Genomic DNA, 20,255 nt, shown 5'->3' on the forward strand with positions numbered 1-20,255 from the left:
AGCCGCGTGGCAGGTAGCTGTCGGCGACAGCCGACACAAAGAGCTGTCAAGCCGGGGCTCGCATGCTCTGGTGCGGAAAGGATTCAGCACATGAACGCTAGCGAATCTAACGAAGCGGACTTCACCGTCCCTTCCTCCATCGAGGCGGGCGCGTCCAAGGCCGCCACGGAGCCCGCGGGCGCCCTGGTGCCCGCACCTCCGCCCACACAGGGAACTACCCCAGCGACCCCGCCTCGCCGCGCGGAGCCGGCACACGTCGACTTCCCCCCGGTGGAGAACGGCGTCGACTATCTGCGTAGCGTGGTCGACCACCTCACCGACGAAGATCCGCCCACTCCGCGGGCCCTGAAGTACGCCGTGCTGCATCTCCAGGCCGCCGCCGAGGTGCTGCTCAAGTCCCGTCTGCTGCAAGAGCACTGGAGCTTGGTCTTCGCGGAGCCCAGCGCCGCCACCCGCAAAAAGTTCGAGGCCGGCAACTTCAATAGCTGTACCACTGAGGCGGCCATCGACCGGCTGCGCAACATCGCCGGCGTCGACGTGGACGACAAGAGCGCAGCAGCCCTAAAGAAGTTGGCCGAGACCCGCAACGCTCTTCAACACTACGGTCTGACATGGCCAGCCCGCGCTGTGGAAGCGCGCGCCGCCGACGTCCTCGACTTCCTAATGGGCTTCGTCCATGCCGAGCTGGCGCCCGCTCTGACCGCCGAGCCAGAAGAGGCGGAACGCGACGAGGTTCAGGACGGACTGGCCTACGTTCGCGCACGGCTCAGCACCATCCAGTCCTTTCTGAAGCGGCGCCACGACCAGCTTCGCCCCGAGCTAAAGAAGCTGCTCGACCTCACGGTGCAGTGCCCGCTGTGCATGCAGTGGGCCGTCGTGATCGGCTCCGGCGGCGGCCCACTGTCCTGCCGGTTCTGTCACCACAGTTGGCCCTCTGCCGAGGTCGCGGCCGTGGACATCGGCCTGACGGGGAACGATTACTGCAACCTTGCTGACTGCCCGGACTGCGGTGAGAGTGCGGTCCTGGTCGACTTCGCCACCATCGCCTCGGCCCCTACCCATTACCGATCCGTGTGCTTCGCCTGCGGCGACGTCTTCGACGTGCTGCACGTGTGCGAGAGCTGCGAGCAGCACTTTGACCCAGACGAGGAGAGCGACTTGGGGCTGTGTCCGGAGTGTCTGGCTGTACGCGTCGATCGTTTCTGAGTACCCGCCGACACCGCGCCCCGGAGCGAGCTTCTTCTCAGACCAAACCCAGGGCGCTGCATGCGGTGCCGGATGACCAGCTAGCCCATCCGAGCCTCAAGGATCTGTGCCACGCTCTAATCTGTACCGGCCGATGGAGGGGTACGCATGGCCGAAGTTGAGCACCCCTGCCCACACTGCGGCCACGCCGTAGGCCGACTGATGCGTGTCGGGAACGAGGGCGTCTCGAACTGTGCAAGCTGTCACAGAAGTGACTGGTCCCGCCGATTCCCGTTCTCAGAGTCGGACGTCGACCGGGCGCGACGGGAGGCTCGACAAGCACGCCGCACCGAACTGGACGCCATCGGTTTGGACTCCTTGTCGCGAGATGAGGAGCCCGCCGACGATGAGATCGCGGACCACAACGGCTTCACGCCTTCGGAACGACGCGAGCGGGAGCGGGAAGAACTCATCCAGCGTGTCCGCGATGAGGAGTCCATGAAGTGGGCCAAGGGCGTCGTGATCGGCTTCGCCGCCTTGCTTGTTCTGATCGCCTGGTCACGCGCCAACGGCGACGATGGGCGGAGCCGCTACGAGGAGCCGACGTGCCAGTACGCCGGAAGATCAATGGATTGCTGGTGATCCGCCGCTCTGCTTATGGTGGCAGAGCCGTAGAGCGCAGCGCCCACGCCGCTAGGCACTAAGAAGCCGTGGACCATCCGTGGACGGGCTTCGCCCGAGCAGTCGTTCGCGAGCCTCCGACCTGCTGCATTTCCTGTGAATCAAAAGCCCTCCGGAGCCGTGTGCGCAGGTTCGAATCCTGCCGGGGGCACCCTGTATGAGGTGCCCAAAGACCCCGCCATCAGCGCTTTCGCTGGGGTGGGGTCTTCGCGTATGTGCAGGCGTGTGCCGGTCGGAGCGGGCGCGGGTCAGGGTCCGTGGACTATTCGTCGTCAGGAGTCTTGGAGCATCTTCCCTGTTCAGCCCATGATTCCGCAGCGTCCAATCAGCCGGCGTCCGGCCACTCCTCGGGAGGCGGAGGAGGCTCCGGGTCGTCCTGTCGCTTCACCCGCCGCGCGTTCTCCCCTCGCAGGCTCGTCAACCATGGCCACAGATCCGGGAGAGGCTTTGCTGGGCAGGCCAGGCGATGCTCGATACGGCACCGTTGGAACTGATCCGGCGGACACACCCCGTAGACCGTCACCCGCCCGTCGGTCAGCTCGATCCACCGATGCTCTGCCGGCACCGTATGGGCCAGCGGATTCATGTCCGGCTCCAGCAGCACCCAGTCCTGGTCAAGTGTTGCCACCCGATCCTGCAGCAGCCCGCAGTGCGGGCAGCGGGAATGCCCACCGCCCAGCCGCCGCGGCTTCTCCTCCAAAACCCCCATACCGTGAGGGTCGCCAGCCCGTCGGCCCGGGCGTAGAGCGCGAACCGGACGGAACTCCTGGGGCAACCGTCCGGCAGCGAGACGAAACACGACGCGGCAGGTGCAGCCGGCAACCAGCGGCCGACCACACACGGCCGAGATGCGGCGAAGCCCTCGGCCTATGCAGGCTCGGGGGCTGATGCTCGGCGCTCTCTCTTCCGTGGAACCCAGGTCAGGTTCCTTGGGACTTGGGCCGAAGACAGCCGCATCGTCGAGGGTCAGCTCTTGGCCGGGACCACGGGGCCGAAGGAGGCGGCGGCGATCTGCTGGACGTAGCGGCTCTCGTTGCCGTTGCAGTTGGTGGGGTTGAGAGAGTAGACGATCTTGCGGGAGAGGTCGCGGGTGGAGAACACACCGCTGGTGTAGCCAGGACGGGAGCCGGTCTTGCCCCAGACCACGACACCGTTGGATGCCTTGACCCGCATCAGCCCCATGGCCATACAGGCCCGGCCGGCGTCGGCCTCGGTACGGCACTGGCTGCTGTGGAAGCTGGGGACGTCGGGGACCGTGAAGAGCTCGGCCTGCTGCGCCGACGGAAGGAAGCGGCCAAGGAAGAGCGCGGTCACGAAACGGTCGAGGTCAGCGGGGGTGGAGATCATGCCGCCCTCGGCCCAGGGCCAGGGACTCTGCTCAGTAACGTCCACCGGATGCGTGGTGTCGTCCGGGGACTTGACCATCAGGTAGCCGTCGGAGTGCGGGCTCGGCAACCGCGAGTCGTGGGCGCCTGGGACATAGGTGTCGTGCAGGGCCAGAGGCCGGGTGATCCGGGACCGTACCTCGTCGGCAAAGCTGTGCCCGGTGATCTTCTCTACCAGCAGGCCGGCAACGTAGTAGTTCATCCCGTTGTACTGCTGCGCGGTGCCCGGCGCGAACTGCATGGGCTGGCCCGCCATCAAGTCGATCACCTGCTGCGGTGTGAAGCTCTTCATGCGGTTGGCGGCGAACCATTCGGGACTGCCGTCGCCGAAGTCGGGGCTGTCGGCGCCGCGCGGAAGGCCGCTGGTGTGGTTGAGCAGCTGACCGATCGTGACGGGCGGCAGGTCGGCAGGCAGGACGCCCGGCAAGTACCGCTGGACGGGCTCGTCCAGATCGATCCGGTGCTCGGCGGCGAGCTGGAGAACGATCGTGGCGGTGAAGACCTTGGAGATGCTGCCGATCCGGATGTGCGCATTGGGCGGCACGCCCTGACCAGTCTCCAGGTTGCCCACACCTGACGTGCCCGACCAGTGGCCCGCACGACCAGTGACCCGTAACAGCGCGCCGGTGACGTCCGCATTCGGCAGGCCGCCGATGGCCGCCTTGAGCGCGACCGGATCCAGCCCAGGCAGCGGCGCGGGGGCGGCAGCGCGTGTGGAGCCTGAGGTGGCGGCGGAAGCGGGAGCGGCCACCCCCGTGGCCAGGGTCATCAGCAAGGTTCCACAGGCAGCCAGGGTGGTCCAACAGGATCGACGGGCAGAGCTGTTCATGATGGGGCTCTCCGAAATCGTGGTGGCCGGACCGGTGATCGACCGGCCCGGCCACGAGTCTCTTCCGCACCGGCAGCCCAGCTCATCAGGGAACGCCCCTGATCGAACCCTGATCGAACCCTGGTACTTGATTTCACGTCAGACTCAGGAGATGAGCGAGCGGCCTGTGGGTGTCAGGCGCAGTGTTCGGGGGGCTGTTGTCTGTTCTTGGTTGATGGTCGGTAGGATCTCGTCCCGTGTGAGGGGGCGGGAGTGGACCTCGGCGACGTGTCGGCGGTGGGCGGCCTCGTCGGGGTGCGAGGTGAGGATGACGGCGACGTTCTCTCCGGTGCGGACCGGCAGCTTGGGGAAGGTGTTGGGGGCTGTCTCGGTGGTCAGCGCGGCGAGTGGGGCGGGGCCCGTCTTGTGGAGCACGGGGAGGAGGCCGTCCCGGATCAGATGTATGCCGTCGTGTCGTCGGGGCGGGAACGACCAGATCGTGGCTGTTACGAGTCGGGCCGGTGCCGGAGCACCGGGCCGGGGTCGCTCGGACGGATGGACCGTGAGGCTGGTCTCGGTCGACAGGGGGCGCAGGAGGAGGACGTCGTCCGAGTCGAGCATGGTGGCATTCGCCTGGGGGCCGTGGCGGGACCAGACCGGGCCGCCGTAGAAGGCCGTGAGCGCGTGGCGCCGTGTCTCCATGTCCCGGAAGCCGCGCAGCCAGACGAAGCGGTTCGGGTCGTCGAGGTCCCGGAACTGGCCGAGCACGACCATTCCGGTCTCTTCCTGCGTCTCGACGAGTTCCCGGTCGAACAGCTCGATGAGCTCGTCGCGTCGGCCGGGGCGCAGGGTGTACTGGCGAAGTTCGATCACGGCGGGGCGGCCGACCAGGTCGGTGAGGGGCACAGTGAAGCTCCCGTTCGGTGCTCTTGTCTGGGTGTGGGGCTGCCGGACCGAAGCTAAAGGCGCCGTGTGCCAGGTGCTGTCAGGGTTTCCGGGGAGAATGCGGCCATGTCTGCCGGTCGACTGCTGTCGGTGCTGCTGTTGCTGCAATCCCGGGGCCGCATGTCCGCGCGAGGGATCGCCGGCGAGCTGGGGGTGTCCGTGCGGACCGCCTACCGTGACCTGGTGCGTCTGCAGGCTGCCGGGGTCCCGGTCTACGCGGAGCCGGGTCGCGGGGGCGGCTATCAGCTGCTCGACGGCTATCGCACCCGCCTCACCGGGATGAGCGAGGGGGAGGCACGGGCGTTGTTCTTCGCCGGACTGCCCGGCCCCGCCGCCGATCTGGGGCTCGCGGCGGAGGTGACGGCGGCGCGGCTGAAGCTGCTGGCCGCGCTGCCGGTGGGACTGCGCGAGGAGGCGGCGCGGACCGCGGCGGTGTTCCACCTGGACGCTCCCGGCTGGTATCGGGAACCCGAACAGACGCCGCATCTGCCCCTGTTCGTCGACGCGGTGCTCACCCGGCGTGCGGTGGACGTGCGTTACCGCCGCTGGCGGGCGCCGCAAGAGGTGCGGCGTCGCCTTCGCCCCTACGGCCTGGTGCTCAAGTCCGGCGTCTGGTACCTCGTGGCCGCCACGGAGAGCCGGACCGCGACCTACCGGGTCGCCCAAGTCCTCGAAGCGGCGCTGAGCGACGAGCAGTTCGATCGGCCGCAGGGCTTCGACCTGGGCGCGTACTGGACCTCTTACCTCGACGATTTCCAGGAGCGCCGCTACACCGGCCGCGCCACCATCCGCCTGTCCCCGCAGGGACGTCGGCGCCTGCCCGACAACGTCCTCCCGGAGGTGGTGCGGGCGGTCGACTCCACCGCGTCCCCCGTCGGCGACGACGGATGGATCGAGGCGGTCATCCCGACCGAGAGCACCGAGCATGCCTGTGGCGAGTTGCTGCGGCTCGGTGTCGACGTCGAGGTCCTCGCACCGGCCGAACTGCGCCAGGCCATGGCCGTCACTGTGGGCGTCCTCGCCCGGGCCTATGGAGTCCATTGACACGACTGCCGACTGCCGACTCGACTCGTCGTGTCCCACAGATGGTGTCCCACCGTCGGCCTCAGCTGCGACGAGTACCTCTTGCGGGTGGCTTTGGCTCGGATGTCGAGTAATCACAGAGGGTTATTGGGCATGCGTAATCTGTGAGCATCAGCATGCCTGGAACCGGCAAAGGAAACTGGCCCGACGGAGTCGTACTCCTGGGAGACCCGTCCGCGGGGCCCACTCAAGGGGCCGACAGATTCGCCATGGCAGGTCAGGGAGTCTTCGACCAGATCCTGCCCATGCGCTTCGTCACCTCCGCCTCCCGGGTCTACGTCTCCTTGGCGGAGATCGACCCGAACGGTGACCGCAAACCGTTCATGGGTGCGGCACCGCTCAAGGTCTACAACGTGGTCCCCAAGGACGACAACACCGTGCACATCCGGATCGACATCGACTGGCCCGAGGAGTTGGTCGTCGTGGCGTCCGTCTTCTATTTCAACGGGTCCTGAAGCGGTTCACCGCTCCAGGACGTCCCGTCCGGTCAGCGGGTGGCGAGGAGTTCGAGCGTGTCGATCACGCGGTTCGAGAAGCCCCACTCGTTGTCGTACCACGCGACCACCTTGACGTGGCTGCCGTCAACGCGGGTGAGGGCCGAGTCGAAGATCGACGAGGCGGGATTGCCCACGATGTCGGAGGAGACGAGCGGGTCGTCCGAGTATTCGAGGACCCCGGCAAGCGGCCCCTGGGCAGCGGCGCGGTAGGCCGCCAGTACGTCGTCGCGCGTCACGTCGCGGGCGACGGTGGTGTTGAGTTCGACGATCGAGCCCACCGGCACCGGGACGCGGATCGAGTCGCCCGACAGCTTGCCGTCGAGGTTCGGCAGCACCAGGCCGATCGCCTTGGCGGCGCCGGTCGTGGTCGGCACGATGTTGACGCCGGCGGCACGGGCGCGACGAGCGTCGCGGTGGGGGCCGTCCTGCAGGTTCTGCTCCTGCGTGTAGGCGTGCACCGTCGTCATGAAGCCGTGTTCGATGCCGGCGAGGTCGTCGAGCACCTTGGCCAGCGGTGCGAGCGCGTTGGTCGTGCAGGAGGCGTTGGAGACGATCGTGTGCAGGTCCGGGTCGTAGGAGTCGGTGTTGACCCCGAACGCGAGCGTGACGTCGGCGCCGTCCGAGGGCGCGCTGACGAGCACCTTGCGTGCGCCCGCGTCGAGGTGGGCCCGGGCGGCCTTGGCCGAGGTGAAGCGGCCGGTGGCTTCCAGGACGATGTCGACGCCGAGTTCGGCCCAGGGAAGCTGCGCCGGCTCGCGCTCGGCCAGCACCGTGATCCGGCGGCCGTCGACGACGAGGGCGTCCCCGTCGACGGTCACCGGGCGCCCGAGCCGGCCGGCCGTGCTGTCGTAGGCGAGCAGCCGGGCGAGAGTGGCGGGCTCGGTGAGGTCGTTGACGGCGACGATCTCGAGGGCGCTGTCGCGCTCCAGCAGGGCGCGCAGCACATTGCGCCCGATGCGGCCGAATCCGTTGATGGCGATGCGAGTCATGAGTGGTGTCCCTTCCCTTCCTCACCAGGCTCGCCCGCGGCTCGCGCGGCTGACAGTGGCGGGACCGCCACGGTTCAAAAGGATCTCGCCACCGCCGCCGCCACCGCCACCGCCACCGCCATGGCTCCAGAGGATCCCGCCGCCGTGACGGTTCAGAAGGATTCCGCCATGCCGATTTGCCGCCTGCCGCCTGCCGCCTGCCGGCATGCCTCAACGCCGCCCATGCCCTGCCGCGCGGGTCACTCGCCCCGGGTGAAGGTGCGCCGGTACTCGCTCGGGGTGGTGCCGAGGATGCGCTGGAAGTGCAGGCGCAGGTTCGCGCCGGTGCCGAGCCCGACGTCGGTGGCGATCTGTTCGACGCTGCGCTGCGAGCGTTCCAGCAGTTCGCGGGCCAGGTCGATGCGGGCGCGCATCACCCACTGCATCGGCGTGTAGCCGGTCTCCTCGACGAAGCGGCGGGAGAACGTGCGCGGCGAGACCCCCGCCCGCCGCGCCAGTGTGTCGAGGGTGAGGGGCTCGCCGAGCCGGTGCAGCGCCCACTCGCGGGTGGCGGCGAACCGCTCGCCGAGCGGCTCGGGGACGCTGCGCGGCACGTACTGGGCCTGGCCGCCGCTGCGGTAAGGGGCGGCGACCAGACGCCGGGCCGCGTGGTTGGACGCGGCGACTCCGAGGTCGCCGCGCAGGATGTGCAGGCACAGGTCGATGCCGGAGGCGGCGCCGGCCGAGGTGAGCACGCTGCCCTCGTCGACGAACAGCACGTTCTCGTCGACCTGGACGAGCGGATGCCTGGCCACGAGGGCACGCGTGTAGTGCCAGTGCGTCGTGGCGCGCCTGCCGTCGAGCAGGCCCGTGGCGGCGAGCGCGAAGGCGCCCGTGGAGATGGCGGCGAGCCGTGCGCCCCGGTCGTGGGCGGCGATCAGTGCCTCGACGACGGCCTGCGGCGGGTCGTCGCGGTCCGGGAACCGGTACCCGGGGACGAAGACGATGTCGGCCCACGCGAGAGCGTCGAGGCCGTGGGCGACGTAGTAGGCGAGGCCGTCGCCGCCGGTCACGAGACCGGGTGTCGCCCCGCACACCCGCACCTCGTACGGCATGCTCGCGCGGGTCGTGAAGACCTGCGCGGGAATGCCGACATCGAGCGGCTTCGCACCTTCGAGCACGAGGACGGCGACGCGATGCAGGCGGGAGGCTGGCACAGGGAGAGGCTACGTGGGGCGTGACTCAGAGACGCCCCCGGAGACGGCCCCTTCAGACACGCCCCGTGCAGAGACGAACCGAGTAGAGACGCCCCGAGTAGAGACGGCCCGTGCAGACACGCCCCGTGCGCGGGCCGAGCACAACCCGCCCAACTTTTTTTCGGTGGTGATGTCGAGAACCCGCGGCCCGCTCCGTCCCCGGGGTGAGAGCGGCCAGAATGAGTCGCACCAGCACTGAGGAGAGGCATCATGGCCAAGTACCTGCTGCTGAAGCACTACCGTGGCGCACCGGCCGCGGTGAACGACGTGCCGATGGACCAGTGGACGCCGGAGGAGATCTCCACGCACATGCAGTACATGCGGGACTTCGCGGACCGGCTGGAGAAGACCGGGGAGTACGTCGACGGGCAGGCGCTCGCCCCCGAGGGGACGTGGGTGCGCTACGACGGTGACGGGCGCCCGCCGGTCACCGACGGGCCGTTCGCCGAGACCAAGGACCTCGTCGCCGGCTGGATGGTGATCGACGTCGACAGCTACGAGCGTGCCGTCGAGCTGGCCGGGGAGCTGTCGGCCGCGCCCGGGGCGGGCGGGAAGCCGATCCACGAGTGGCTGGAGCTGCGTCCGTTCCTCGCCCCGTCGCCCACCGTCACGGACTGCCACGCCGGTGGATGAGGCGCTGCTCAGAAGCCTCACGCCGAGCGTGCTGACCGTCCTCGTCCGCCGCGGAGCAGACTTCGCGGCGGCCGAGGACGCCGTCCAGGACGCGCTCGTGGAGGCGGTCCGGGTCTGGCCGGCCGACCCGCCCCGCGACGCGAAGGGCTGGCTGATCACCGTGGCCTGGCGGAAGTTCCTCGACCAGACCCGCGCGGACAGCGCACGGCGCCGCCGTGAGGACCGGGTCGAGGAGGAACCGGCGCCCGGCCCCACACCCGCCGTGGACGACACCCTCCAGCTCTACTTCCTGTGCGCCCATCCCTCGCTCACCCCGTCCTCCGCCGTCGCCCTCACCCTGCGCGCGGTCGGCGGACTCACCACCCGCCAGATCGCCGAGGCCTACCTGGTGCCCGAGGCGACCATGGCGCAGCGCATCAGCCGGGCCAAGCGCACCGTCTCCGGTGTGCGGTTCGAGCAGCCCGGCGACGTCGCCACCGTGCTGCGCGTCCTCTACCTGGTCTTCAACGAGGGCTACTCCGGCGACGTCGACCTCGCCGCCGAGGCCATCCGGCTGACCCGGCAGCTCGCGGACCGGATCGACCACCCCGAGGTGGCCGGGCTGCTCGCCCTCATGCTGCTCCACCACGCCCGGCGCGCCGCCCGGACCGCGCCCGACGGCGGTCTGGTGCCGCTGGCCGAGCAGGACCGCGGCCGGTGGGACACCGCGTCGATCGCCGAGGGCGTCGGGATTCTGCAGGCGGCTCTCGCCCGGGACCGGCTGGGCGAGTTCCAGGCCCAGGCAGCCATCGCGGCACTGCATGCCGACGCGCCCACGGCCGGGGAGACGGACTGGGTGCAGATCGTCGAGTGGTACGACGAGCTCGCGCGGCTGACGGACAGCCCGGTCGTCCGGCTCAACCGCGCGGTCGCCGTCGGTGAGGCCGACGGGTCGCGCGCGGGGCTGGCGGCGCTCGCGGCCGTAGACACCGCACTGCCCCGCCACACCGCGGCGGCGGCGTACCTCCACGAGCGCGACGGTGACCTGACCACGGCGGCGCGGCTCTACGCCGAGGCCGCCCGGAAGGCCACCAACCTCGCCGAGCGTGACCATCTGACGCGCCAGGCCGCCCGGCTCAATTCCCGCCGCTGTCGCTGACCGGGCACGCTCGACCGCTGACCGGGCACGCTCGACATGGACCGCGGTGAGGCCTTCCGTGCCTCGGTCAGGCCGGTCAGAGGCCTACCCTGCCCCTCACAAGCCGGTCAGAGGCCTCCCCTGCTCCTCGCAGGCCGGTCAGCGGACCAGCTCCGCGGGCTTCTTCGCCGTGCCCAGCAGCCACTCCAGAGGGCGGCGGTGAAAACGGTAGGACCTGAGCGTCGCGAAGAGAGTGACCTCAGGGAGGCGGCCTCACCGCGGCCTCGCCGACTCGTCGCTTTTACACCACTTTCACCCCCTGCGTACCATTGTTCTACGGTGGTTAGGAACGAGGTGACGGTCATGACGGAGACCACTCAGCGCAGAAGCACCACAACCTCCACGACGGGAAAGCAGGACGGGGCCCCGCAGGGACGCCGGGGTGGCGCGGGCGGGCCCGCGGACACCCGCGGAAGCACCGCGATCGCGGACACCGTCGTGGCGAAGATCGCGGGCATGGCGGCCCGGGAGGTACCCGAGGTGCACAACCTCGGCGGCGGGATGGCCAGGACCTTCGGGGCCGTGCGTCAGCGCGTGCCCGGCGGCGGCACTGGCGTCACGCAGGGGGTGAAGGTGGAGGTCGGTGAGCGTCAGGCCGCCGTCGACCTGGACGTGGTCGTCGAGTACGGCGCCGCCATCACCGACACCGCGGCGGACGTCCGCACCAATGTCGTCAACGCGATCGAGCGGATGACCGGCCTGGAGGTCGTGGAGGTCAACATCGCCGTCGACGACGTCCATCTGCCGGACGAGGAGGACGAGTCCGAGCCGGAGCAGCGGCGCGTGGCCTGAGCCCTGCGGGGCGTGCAGCGGGGACGCCGGTTCGCGGGCGGCGGCCGCGGCGGTAATGGGCGCGCCCGCGAGCCAATGCAAGCCCATGCCCGCCGGTGCGAGTAGGACGACGAGGACGACGAGGAGCGGGCGCAGTGAGCTGAGCCGAGCCGCGACGCTCCTCGGGTCCGTGCCCGCCGGGCCCGGGCCCGAGGTCAGGCCGAGTGCTTGCGGGGCGTCGTCTTCTTCGCGGTCGACTTCTTCGCCGTGCTCTTCGCTCCGCTCTTCGCGGCGGTGCTCTTCGACGCGGTTTTCTTCGCACCCTGTCCCGACTTGGCGGTCGACTTCTTCGCCGCCGCCGTGGTCTTCTTGGCCGCCGTCTTCTTCGCGGTGGACGTCGACTTCTTGCCGCCGGTCTGCTTGGGGGCCGCACGGGCCGTCTTGCGCTCCGGGAGCGACTTGACCTCGGCGTGTTCGCCGGCCTCCTCGCCCCGGGACTCGCGTGCCGCGCGGACGCTGTTCTCCAGGGCCGCCATCAGGTCCAGGACCTTGCCGCCCGTCGCGGGCGCCGGGGCCTGGGGCGGGGCCTCGCCGGCTGCCTTCGCGGCGATGACCTCCTCCACCGCCTCGCGGTACTCGTCGTGCAGGTCCTCCAGGTCGACCTCGCCCAGGGTGTCCATCAGGGCGTCCGCCAGGTCCAGTTCCTTGTCGCGGACGGTCACGTCGGTGTCGGGGGCCAGGCCCTCGGGGGCGCGGACCTCGTCCGGCCACAGCAGGCCGTGCATGGCGATGGCGTCACCCACCACCCGGAGCATGCCCAGACGTTCGCGCCCCCGCAGGGCGAACTTCGCGATCGCCACCTTGTTGCTGCGCTTCAGCGCCTCCCGGAGCAGGGTGTACGGCTTCGCGGCGGGGGCGCCGCTCGCCTGGAGGTAGTACGCGGCGTCCATCTGCAACGGATCGATCCGGTCGGCCGGGACGAAGGCGACGATCTCGATCGTCTTGGCCGTCGGGATCGGCAGGCTGGACAGGTCGTCCTCGGTGATCGGGATGATCGTGCCGTCCGCGTCCTCGTAGCCCTTGCCGATCTCCCCCTGGGTGACCTCGCGGTCCTCCAGCTCGCAGAACTTGCGGTAGCGGATGCGGCCGCCGTCCTCGGTGTGGATCTGGCGGAACGAGATCGAGTGGCTCTCGGTGGCGTTCACCAGCTTGATCGGAATGCTGACCAAACCGAAGGAGATGGCGCCGTTCCAGATGGATCTCACGTGCAGCACCCTTCCGGTCACTGTCGGGAGCGTTCGTCATGGTTTGCGTGGGATTCTTATCGTATGGCGCCTATCACAGAGGTGGAGGGGCGACGGCTCGCGCTCAGCAATCTGGAGAAGGTGCTGTATCCCGCCACCGGCTTCACCAAGGGCGAGGTGCTGCACTACTACGCGACCGTCGCCGAGGTCCTGCTGCCCCATCTGCGGGACCGGGCGGTGTCCTTCCTGCGGTATCCGGACGGGCCGGACGGCCAGGTGTTCTTCACGAAGAACGTCCCGCCGGGTACGCCCGAGTGGGTCACCACCGCCGAGGTGCCCCGGGTCGAGGGACCCTCGCGGATGGTGCTGTTGCAGGACCTGCCGAGCCTGATGTGGGCGGCGAACCTGGTGACCGAGTTCCACACCCACCAGTGGCTCGTCGGCACGCCGGACGAGGCCGACCGGATCGTCTTCGACCTCGATCCGGGGGCGCCCGCCGGCATCGTGCAGTGCTGTGAGGTGGCGCTGTGGCTGCGGGAACGGCTGGCGGAGGACGGCATCGAGGCCTACGCCAAGACCTCCGGCTCGAAGGGGCTGCATCTGCTCGCCGCCGTGCGCGGGGCGTCCTCCGAGCGGGTGTCCGAGTACGCCAAGGCGCTGGCCGTCGAGGCGGAGAAGGCCATGCCCCGGCTCGCGCTGCACCGGATGACCCGGAGCCTGCGGCCGGGGAAGGTGTTCGTCGACTGGAGCCAGAACGCCGCGCGGAAGACCACGGCGACCCCCTACACCCTCCGGGCCCGCCCCGAACCAGCCGTCTCGGCCCCCGTGACCTGGGAGGAGGTCGAGGAGTGCCGCTCGCCCGGCCGTCTGGACCTGCGGGCCACGGACATCGCGCCCCGGGTGCAGGACTACGGGGACCTGCTCGCCCCGCTGCTGAATCCGGAACGGGCCGGGCGCCTCCCGTAGCCCCCGCGCCCCTGGGGGCGTGGATCCCGGTCAGCGCCCGTGGCCGCCCGTCCTCACACCCGCGTCCAGGTGTTCCGGTCCCGTGCCATCGCGTGCAGCGCCTCCACATCCGCCGGTTTCAGGACACCGCCGTGACCGGCCAGGCCCGGGACGTCCCCGTCGGTCAGGACGCGGACCTCGCGCGGTGCGGCCGGGATCGTGACGGAGGCCGGTTCCACCAGGGTGAGCACCGGGCGGACCTCCGCCGTCAGGGCGTAGGAGGCACGGTCGGCGTCGGCGCGGAGGCGGCTGAGCAGGGGGTCGGGTTCCCGGCGGCCCAGGGTGACCGTGGGGTCGGTGACCGTCACGCGCTGCTTGCGCGCGTACAGCGTGTGCAGGGCGAACAAGCCGCCGGGGCCGATCAGCAGGTGGTGGATGCGGCTGCCGCCGGGAAGCGGCACGGAGTGCAGGGCGTGCCAGCCGCCACCGTCCAGGCGGTCCAGGGCGTCCCCGACCGTCTGCTCGGCCGCCAGGGCCCGGCGGCGCGGGTCGGGGCGCAGCCTGCGGGTGGGGCCGGGATCGCGGTCGAGGGCGACGAGGAGGGCCTCGCCGGGGCGGTTGGGGGCCAGGTCGTCGTCGGGGTGCAGGGCCAGCCGGGCGAGTTCGGCCGGGGTCGGCACCGGGGGCGGCCCCACCGTCACCGGGCCGGTGATGAAGGGCCCGAGGGCCCGGAGCACCTCGTCCTCATGGTCCTGGCCGAGCAGGTTGACCCGGGCCGCCTCACGGTCGTACCAGGCGATGTTCCGGCCGTCCGGGAGGCAGACGTACAGCCGCTCCTGGCCCTGCCGCCAGGTCGGTATGACGCGCAGTCCGTCCATGCACCATCACCCCAGTCCATGGGAACAGGCGGGGTGCTGCGGGGGCAAGAACCCGGCTACCTTTGGAAGGAGTTGGGCGGTGATGGTGGGGAGGCGCCGTTGCGTACCCGCAGGAAACCCGATGTGCCGGCTCCTCAGAGCCCGTGGAGCGAGGTCGTCCCCGGGCTGTGGATGGGCGGCCACGAGTACGCGGCCACCGTGGGCCGGCTGCAGTTCGCGGTCGTACGGGACGAGTTCGATCTCGTGCAGACGCTGCTGCGGCTGCCGGGGCACGGGCCCGATCCGGGCGTCGCGCACCACGTCTGGCCCATTCCCGACGGACCGCTCGACGGGACGCAGCTCGCCGGGGTGATCCGGCTGGCCGAGGCCGCCTGCGAGGCTCTGGACCAGGGCCGCAGGGTCCTCGTGCGCTGTTACCACGGGTACAACCGCTCCGGCCTGGTCGTCGCGCACGCGCTGATGCGCCAGGGACGCTCCGCCGACGCGGCGATCCGGCTGATCCGGGACCGCCGCTCGCCCTGGGCGCTGCACAACGACCTGTTCGTCGACTATCTGCGGGCGGGGCTCGCCACGGCCCGGCTGCTGGAGGAGCTGACCGAGTAGCGCGGCGAACGGGCTCTCTCGCGTGCGAGAACGGGCTCCCTCGCGCGCAAACGGGAATTCCGCCCGAATAAGGTGAACGGGGCCGACGGTCGGTCCGAGTCGCGTGATCCCCCTCGAACCGCAGGAGTCCAGTGCCCGCCCGCCGTCCCGGAAGAGCCGCCCGCCGCGCCGCCGTCCTCGCCCTCCTGCTGGCCACCGCCGCCGGCTGCGGGGACGCCGGCGAGCTCGAGGGTGCCGGCGCGACCCCGACGGCGGTCGGCCCGGCGCGGCTCTGGCCGGAGCTGACCCCGGCGTCCAGTCCCGCCTTCGAGATCGGCGAGGTGAACACCGAGCCGGTCAAGGGCGTCACCGTCCCCCACGACGACGACATCCGGAAGGTCGACCCGGTCAGGATCGTCCGGGCCGAGATCGCGGCGCACGCGGGCGACTACGACGGTGACAAGGCGCCCTACCGCGACACGGCCCGCCGGATGGCCGACTGCCGTAAGGGGCCCGGACACGGCCGGTGCCCGGTCCTCAGGCCGTACTACCGGGACCTGACCGGCGACGGGCGCGACGACCTGACGCTGGGCTTCCCGCTGCTGCCCGGCAAGACCACCGCGGTGCGCGTCTACACGGTCGAGAAGCACCGGCTCATGCAGGTCATGGCGTGGGAGGACGCGCTGAGCGGCGTCGAGCTGGCCGGTCGTTCCCTCGTCATCCGCTCGCCGTCCGAGGTCGCCGGCTACGAGTACCGCTTGCAGTGGACCTGGGACCGGGAGGAGCGGGCCATGCTCCTCACCCACGACGAGATGCTGCGCACCGGCTCGCGGAAACACTCCCGCCACCCCTCCGCCTCGTCCTCCGCCTCGTCCTCCGCCTCTCCGTCCGCCTCTCCCTCGGCGAGTGCCGGATGAGACCCGCCCTCCCCCGGTGGTCCGGGACGCTCGCCGCGAAGGCCGCCGCCTTCATCACCGTGATGTGCTGCGCGCTGGCCGCCCTGCTCGGCGTCCTGGTGCACGTGCAGGTGACGGACCAGACCGTCGGCCAGGCGCGTGACCAGGCGTTGCAGCGGCTGGCGATGACGACGGAGCGGTACGAGGCCGGGGATCCGCTCAGGTGGGGTGCGGGCCTGGATCCCCCGGGCCTGCCGCGGCGGCTGCGGGATCTGGCGGTCTCCGGGGACCGCGGCACGATGGTCGCCGACTTCGCGGGGCGCCCCACCATGTGGGCGGCAGGCCCCGCCGACGGCGACCGGGCCCTGGCGGTGGCGGTCGACTACTCCCAGCAGGCGCGCACCATCGAGGGCCTGGACCGGGCGATCCTGTGGTCCTCGGGCCTGGCGATCGGGGCGACGCTGCTGGTCGGCGCGTTCGCGGTGACCCGGGTGACGCGACGGCTGCACACCACGGCGCTGGTGGCCCGGCGGATCAGCGCGGGTGACCTGGACGCACGCGTGAACGACCCCCGTACGCAGCCGCGCGCGGAGGTTCCGGCGCGCCCGCAGGACGAGGTGGCCGCGGTGGCCGCGGCGCTGGACTCGATGGCGTCGTCGTTGCAGAGCAAGCTGCTCTCCGAGCAGCGGTTCACGGCGGACGTGGCGCACGAGCTGCGGACCCCGCTGACCGGCTTGCACGCGGCGGCCGAGCTGCTGCCGCCGGGCCGCCCGACGGAACTCGTGCGGGACCGGGTCGCGGCACTGCGCACGCTCACCGAGGACCTGCTGGAGATCTCCCGGCTGGACACCGGCCGGGAGAGGCTGGAGCTGGACACCGAGCGGTTGGGGCCCCTGGCCGCGCGGGTGGTGCGGGGCACGGGCAAGGGCACGGAGGTCAGGGTCGTACGGGATGTGTCCGTGGAGACGGACCGGCGCCGGCTGGAGCGGGTGCTGGGGAATCTCGTGGCGAACGCGCACAAGCACGGGCGGGGGCCGGTCGTGCTGACGGTGGACGGGCCGGTGGTGACCGTGCGCGATCACGGGGACGGTTTCCCAGAGTACCTGGTGGCACACGGGCCGCAGCGGTTCCGGACGGAGGGGGGCGCCAAGGGACACGGACTGGGGCTGACCATCGCGTTGGGGCAGGCGGAGGTGCTGGGGGCACGGCTGGAGTTCGCGAACGCGGCGGACGGCGGGGCGGTGGCGACGTTGAGAGTGCCGATGGAGTGAGAGCCCGGGGCCGCTGGTCGCCGTCCGCCCTCGGGTTACCCGTGGTGGTTCGCGCGATGCCCCACGCCCCTTCAGGGGCGCTCCCTGTGCACCGGTGCTGACACTCGGTCAGATCGAGGCACACAACACGCACCATTTAGGTAGATTCCGGACATGAGTAAGGCCGGAATCACCGTGGCGACGGCGGACGCGCCCGCACCCGCCCTCCGCCGCCTCCCCCGGCGCCGTGGCGTCGAACTCGCCCTCATCGTCCTCGGCGTACTGCTGTCCGTGTACGGCTACTGCGCCGTCGGCCTCGCACAGCACGGCACCCTCCCGCCCGGTGCCGCCGGCTACGGCGCCGGGCTCGGCGTGCTCGCGCTGCTGGCGCATCTGGCCGTACGCCTGCGGGCGCCGTACGCCGACCCGCTGCTCCTGCCCATCGGCGTGCTGCTCAACGGGCTCGGTCTGGTGCTCATCTACCGGCTCGACCTGGAGACCCCGGGCGACCGGGCGGCACCGGCCCAACTGGTCTGGTCGACGCTGGGCGTGGCGCTGTTCATCCTGGTCGTCCTGCTGCTGCGCGACCACCGGGTGCTCCAGCGCTACACCTACGTCTGTGTGGTCGCCGCGCTCGTGCTGCTCACCCTGCCGATCCTGTTCCCGGCGGTGAACGGCGCCCGCATCTGGATCCGGATCGCCGGGTTCTCCATCCAGCCGGGCGAGTTCGCGAAGGTGCTGCTCGCCGTGTTCTTCGCCGCGTACCTGGCCGCGAACCGCAGCGCCCTCGCCTACACCGGCCGCCGCTTCTGGAAGCTCCAGTTGCCCACCGGGCGGGTCCTCGGCCCGATCGTCGCCGTCTGGCTGGTGAGCGTCGGCGTCCTGGCCCTGGAACACGACCTCGGCACGTCGCTGCTCTTCTTCGGCCTGTTCGTCGTCCTGCTCTACGTGGCGACCGGCCGCACCGGCTGGATCGCCGTCGGTCTGCTGCTGGCCGCGCTGGGGGCGGTCGCCGTGGGCCGGCTGGAGCCGCACGTGCACAGCAGGATCGAGACGTGGCTGCACCCCTTCGCGTCCATCGAGGCGGGCGAGGGCGCGAACCAGCTCACCCAGTCGCTGTTCGCCTTCGCGGAGGGCGGTGTCCTCGGTACGGGCCTGGGCCTCGGCCACTCGGTCCTCATCGGCTTCGCCGTGAAGTCGGACTTCATCCTGGCCACCGCGGGTGAGGAACTGGGCCTCGCGGGGCTGTCCGCGATCTTCCTCCTCTACGGTCTGCTGGTGGAGTGCGGCTACCGGGCCGGCCTCGCCCTGCGCGAACCCTTCGGACGGCTGCTGGCGGTCGGCCTCGCCTCGCTCGTGGCGCTCCAGGTGTTCGTGATCGCGGGCGGGGTGACCGGCCTGATCCCGCTGACCGGCATGGCGATGCCGTTCCTGGCGCAGGGCGGCTCGTCGGTGGTCACCAACTGGGCGATCGTGGCGCTGCTGGTCCGGGTGAGCGACTCGGCCCGGCGTCAGCACGACGGGCCGGGCGCCCCGTGACGCGGCACATCCGGCGCGCCCGGATCTTCTGCGCCCTGCTGCTGGTGGCCCTGCTGCTCAACGCCGCCCGCATCCAGGTCGTCCAGGCCCCGGCGTACGACGGCAACCCCGCCAACCGGCGCCCGGACATCGCCCGTTACGAGCAGCCGCGCGGCGACATCCTGGTCGGCGGCCGGCCCGTCACCGGCTCGAAGGACACCCGCGAGCACCTCCGCTACGAACGGACCTACGCCGACGGCCCGCTGTACGCCCCGGTCACCGGCTTCGCCTCCCAGCTCTACGGGACGACGCTGCTGGAGGACGCCGAGGACGACGTGCTGTCCGGCACGCACCCGTTGCTGGCGTCGTTCCCGCTGTGGAACGACTTCACGCGGGCGCGGTACCGGGGCGGTGACGTCGTGACGACCCTGGACCCGGCCGCGCAACGGGCGGCGTACCAGGGGCTCGCCGGGCGCAAGGGCGCGGTGGCGGCACTGGATCCGTCGACCGGCCGGATCCTGGCCCTGGTCTCCGCCCCGTCCTACGACCCCCAGCCGCTGTCCGGCAACGGAGCCGCGGCGTCCAGGGCGTGGCAGCAGCTGAACGCCGACCGGGACCGCCCGATGCTCAACCGGGCGGTACGCCGGACGTACCCACCGGGCTCGACCTTCAAGGTCGTCACCGCGGCGGCCGCGCTCGACGCCGGCGTGGTCAGAAACCTGGACGTGCCGACCGACTCCCCGGACCCCTACGTCCTGCCCGGGACGCGGACCCGCCTGTCGAACGAATCCAGGCACTGCAGGGACGCGACGGTCCGGGAGGCCTTCACGTTCTCCTGCAACACGGTGTTCGCGAAGCTCGGCGTGGAGGTGGGCGCGGCGGACATGGCGGCCACGGCACACGCCTTCGGCTTCAACCACGACGACCTGACGATCCCTTTCCCGGTGGCCCGGTCCACCTTCGAATCGTCGCTCGACCAGGCACAGCTCGCGCTGTCGTCGATCGGCCAGTACAACACGCGCGCCACACCGTTGCAGATGGCGATGGTCGCGGCCGCCGTCGCGAACCGCGGTGAGGTGCACGAGCCGTATCTGGTGGAGCGGACGACCCGGCCCGGCGGCAGCACCCTCGCGACGGCCGGTTCGCGCCCGGCCCGCCGCGCGATGTCCCCCTCGACCGCCCTCCGGCTGCGCGCACTGATGCGCGACGTGGTCAGGCACGGCACGGGACGCGTCGCGGCGATCCGCGGCGCCAAGGTCGGCGGCAAGACCGGCACGGCCCAGCACGGCCTCGGCAACTCCGGCACGCCGTACGCCTGGTTCGTCTCCTGGGCGCAGGGTGACCACGAAGCGGCTTCGCGGGTCGCGGTCGCGGTGGTGCTGGAGGACGCGAAGGCGGATCGTGGGCGCATCAGCGGAGGCGACGCGGCGCCGGTCGCGCGGGCGGTGATGGAGGCGGTACTGAAGTCCGGGAGCCGGCTGCCCGGTCCCTGAGACGGGCCTGGGAGATGCTCGCCCGCACGTCGTTCCCGCCCCAGGGGGCGACACCGCTGC

Annotated in this window: 20 protein-coding genes; 13 read left to right on the forward strand and 7 right to left on the reverse strand. The window is 71.0% G+C overall.

Going from position 1 to position 20,255, the window contains the following annotated elements; genetic code table 11:
* The first annotated feature begins 90 nt into the window (after positions 1 to 90).
* Positions 91 to 1,206: a hypothetical protein gene (locus tag ABEA82_RS05575; protein ID WP_345660248.1), complete on the forward strand. Its 1,116-nt coding sequence runs from the start codon at positions 91 to 93 to the stop codon at positions 1,204 to 1,206.
* A gap of 147 nt (positions 1,207 to 1,353) precedes the next feature.
* Complete coding sequence (locus ABEA82_RS05580) at positions 1,354 to 1,827, forward strand: hypothetical protein (protein ID WP_345660249.1); 474 nt, start codon at positions 1,354 to 1,356, stop codon at positions 1,825 to 1,827.
* Between the two features lie 364 nt (positions 1,828 to 2,191).
* Here ABEA82_RS05580 and ABEA82_RS05585 read toward each other — a convergent pair whose 3' ends face one another.
* From ABEA82_RS05585 to ABEA82_RS05595, 3 genes are all read right to left on the reverse strand, one after another.
* Complete coding sequence (locus ABEA82_RS05585; protein ID WP_345660250.1) at positions 2,192 to 2,575, reverse strand: DUF6083 domain-containing protein; 384 nt, start codon at positions 2,573 to 2,575, stop codon at positions 2,192 to 2,194.
* 257 nt (positions 2,576 to 2,832) lie between these two features.
* Entirely contained in the window at positions 2,833 to 4,080 is a 1,248-nt protein-coding gene (locus ABEA82_RS05590; RefSeq protein WP_345660251.1) for a serine hydrolase domain-containing protein, read from the reverse strand.
* Positions 4,081 to 4,224: 144 nt separating this feature from the next.
* Positions 4,225 to 4,965 (reverse strand): NIPSNAP family protein, encoded by a 741-nt coding sequence (locus ABEA82_RS05595; RefSeq protein WP_345660252.1) that lies wholly within the window; start codon positions 4,963 to 4,965, stop codon positions 4,225 to 4,227.
* A gap of 105 nt (positions 4,966 to 5,070) precedes the next feature.
* Between ABEA82_RS05595 and ABEA82_RS05600 the strand changes: the two genes are divergently transcribed.
* Positions 5,071 to 6,048 (forward strand): helix-turn-helix transcriptional regulator, encoded by a 978-nt coding sequence (locus ABEA82_RS05600; RefSeq protein WP_345660253.1) that lies wholly within the window; start codon positions 5,071 to 5,073, stop codon positions 6,046 to 6,048.
* A gap of 248 nt (positions 6,049 to 6,296) precedes the next feature.
* Positions 6,297 to 6,542 carry a hypothetical protein gene (locus ABEA82_RS05605; protein WP_003992947.1) on the forward strand — a complete coding sequence of 82 codons (246 nt, stop codon included), beginning with the start codon at positions 6,297 to 6,299 and terminating at the stop codon, positions 6,540 to 6,542.
* 32 nt (positions 6,543 to 6,574) lie between these two features.
* On the opposite strand, the gene gap is transcribed toward ABEA82_RS05605, so the two are convergent.
* Together gap and ABEA82_RS05615 are read right to left on the reverse strand one after the other, a co-directional pair.
* On the reverse strand, positions 6,575 to 7,573 hold the full coding sequence (gene gap / locus ABEA82_RS05610; RefSeq protein WP_345660254.1) for a type I glyceraldehyde-3-phosphate dehydrogenase: 999 nt from the start codon (positions 7,571 to 7,573) through the stop codon (positions 6,575 to 6,577).
* 239 nt (positions 7,574 to 7,812) lie between these two features.
* Positions 7,813 to 8,769 carry a GlxA family transcriptional regulator gene (locus tag ABEA82_RS05615; RefSeq protein ID WP_345660255.1) on the reverse strand — a complete coding sequence of 319 codons (957 nt, stop codon included), beginning with the start codon at positions 8,767 to 8,769 and terminating at the stop codon, positions 7,813 to 7,815.
* A gap of 249 nt (positions 8,770 to 9,018) precedes the next feature.
* Between ABEA82_RS05615 and ABEA82_RS05620 the strand changes: the two genes are divergently transcribed.
* The 3 genes from ABEA82_RS05620 (at position 9,019) to ABEA82_RS05630 (ending at position 11,410) form a co-directional block, all read left to right on the forward strand.
* On the forward strand, positions 9,019 to 9,441 hold the full coding sequence (locus ABEA82_RS05620) for a YciI family protein (protein WP_345660256.1): 423 nt from the start codon (positions 9,019 to 9,021) through the stop codon (positions 9,439 to 9,441).
* Positions 9,434 to 10,579: an RNA polymerase sigma factor gene (locus tag ABEA82_RS05625; RefSeq protein ID WP_345660257.1), complete on the forward strand. Its 1,146-nt coding sequence runs from the start codon at positions 9,434 to 9,436 to the stop codon at positions 10,577 to 10,579. The genes ABEA82_RS05620 and ABEA82_RS05625 overlap by 8 nt, the downstream gene beginning before the upstream one ends.
* 342 nt (positions 10,580 to 10,921) lie before the next feature.
* Complete coding sequence (locus ABEA82_RS05630; protein WP_345660258.1) at positions 10,922 to 11,410, forward strand: Asp23/Gls24 family envelope stress response protein; 489 nt, start codon at positions 10,922 to 10,924, stop codon at positions 11,408 to 11,410.
* Between the two features lie 194 nt (positions 11,411 to 11,604).
* On the opposite strand, the gene ku is transcribed toward ABEA82_RS05630, so the two are convergent.
* Positions 11,605 to 12,654, reverse strand: a complete 1,050-nt coding sequence (gene ku / locus ABEA82_RS05635) for a non-homologous end joining protein Ku (RefSeq protein WP_486389416.1) — start codon at positions 12,652 to 12,654, stop codon at positions 11,605 to 11,607.
* A gap of 63 nt (positions 12,655 to 12,717) precedes the next feature.
* On the opposite strand from ku, the gene ligD reads away from it, so the two are divergent.
* Entirely contained in the window at positions 12,718 to 13,599 is an 882-nt protein-coding gene (gene ligD / locus ABEA82_RS05640; protein ID WP_345660260.1) for a non-homologous end-joining DNA ligase, read from the forward strand.
* 53 nt (positions 13,600 to 13,652) lie between these two features.
* On the opposite strand, the gene ABEA82_RS05645 is transcribed toward ligD, so the two are convergent.
* Positions 13,653 to 14,456 carry a nuclease-related domain-containing protein gene (locus ABEA82_RS05645; RefSeq protein WP_345660261.1) on the reverse strand — a complete coding sequence of 268 codons (804 nt, stop codon included), beginning with the start codon at positions 14,454 to 14,456 and terminating at the stop codon, positions 13,653 to 13,655.
* Positions 14,457 to 14,555: 99 nt separating this feature from the next.
* Here ABEA82_RS05645 and ABEA82_RS05650 point away from each other — a divergent pair, with 99 nt between their 5' ends.
* From ABEA82_RS05650 to ABEA82_RS05670, 5 genes are all read left to right on the forward strand, one after another.
* Positions 14,556 to 15,059, forward strand: coding sequence for a protein-tyrosine phosphatase family protein (locus ABEA82_RS05650; RefSeq protein WP_345660262.1), 504 nt, complete (start codon positions 14,556 to 14,558; stop codon positions 15,057 to 15,059).
* A gap of 131 nt (positions 15,060 to 15,190) precedes the next feature.
* Positions 15,191 to 15,955, forward strand: a complete 765-nt coding sequence (locus tag ABEA82_RS05655) for a hypothetical protein (protein WP_345660263.1) — start codon at positions 15,191 to 15,193, stop codon at positions 15,953 to 15,955.
* On the forward strand, positions 15,952 to 17,205 hold the full coding sequence (locus ABEA82_RS05660) for an ATP-binding protein (RefSeq protein ID WP_345660264.1): 1,254 nt from the start codon (positions 15,952 to 15,954) through the stop codon (positions 17,203 to 17,205). The genes ABEA82_RS05655 and ABEA82_RS05660 overlap by 4 nt, the downstream gene beginning before the upstream one ends.
* Before the next feature lie 153 nt (positions 17,206 to 17,358).
* The gene (locus ABEA82_RS05665; RefSeq protein WP_345660265.1) at positions 17,359 to 18,723 is read left to right on the forward strand and encodes an FtsW/RodA/SpoVE family cell cycle protein; all 1,365 of its coding nucleotides are present in this window, start codon (positions 17,359 to 17,361) and stop codon (positions 18,721 to 18,723) included.
* Complete coding sequence (locus ABEA82_RS05670; RefSeq protein ID WP_345660266.1) at positions 18,720 to 20,195, forward strand: penicillin-binding transpeptidase domain-containing protein; 1,476 nt, start codon at positions 18,720 to 18,722, stop codon at positions 20,193 to 20,195. Before ABEA82_RS05665 ends, ABEA82_RS05670 begins: the two co-directional genes overlap by 4 nt.
* Positions 20,196 to 20,255: the final 60 nt, after the last annotated feature.

Source organism: Streptomyces venetus (assembly GCF_039540295.1).
Taxonomy (GTDB): Bacteria; Actinomycetota; Actinomycetes; order Streptomycetales; family Streptomycetaceae; genus Streptomyces; species Streptomyces venetus.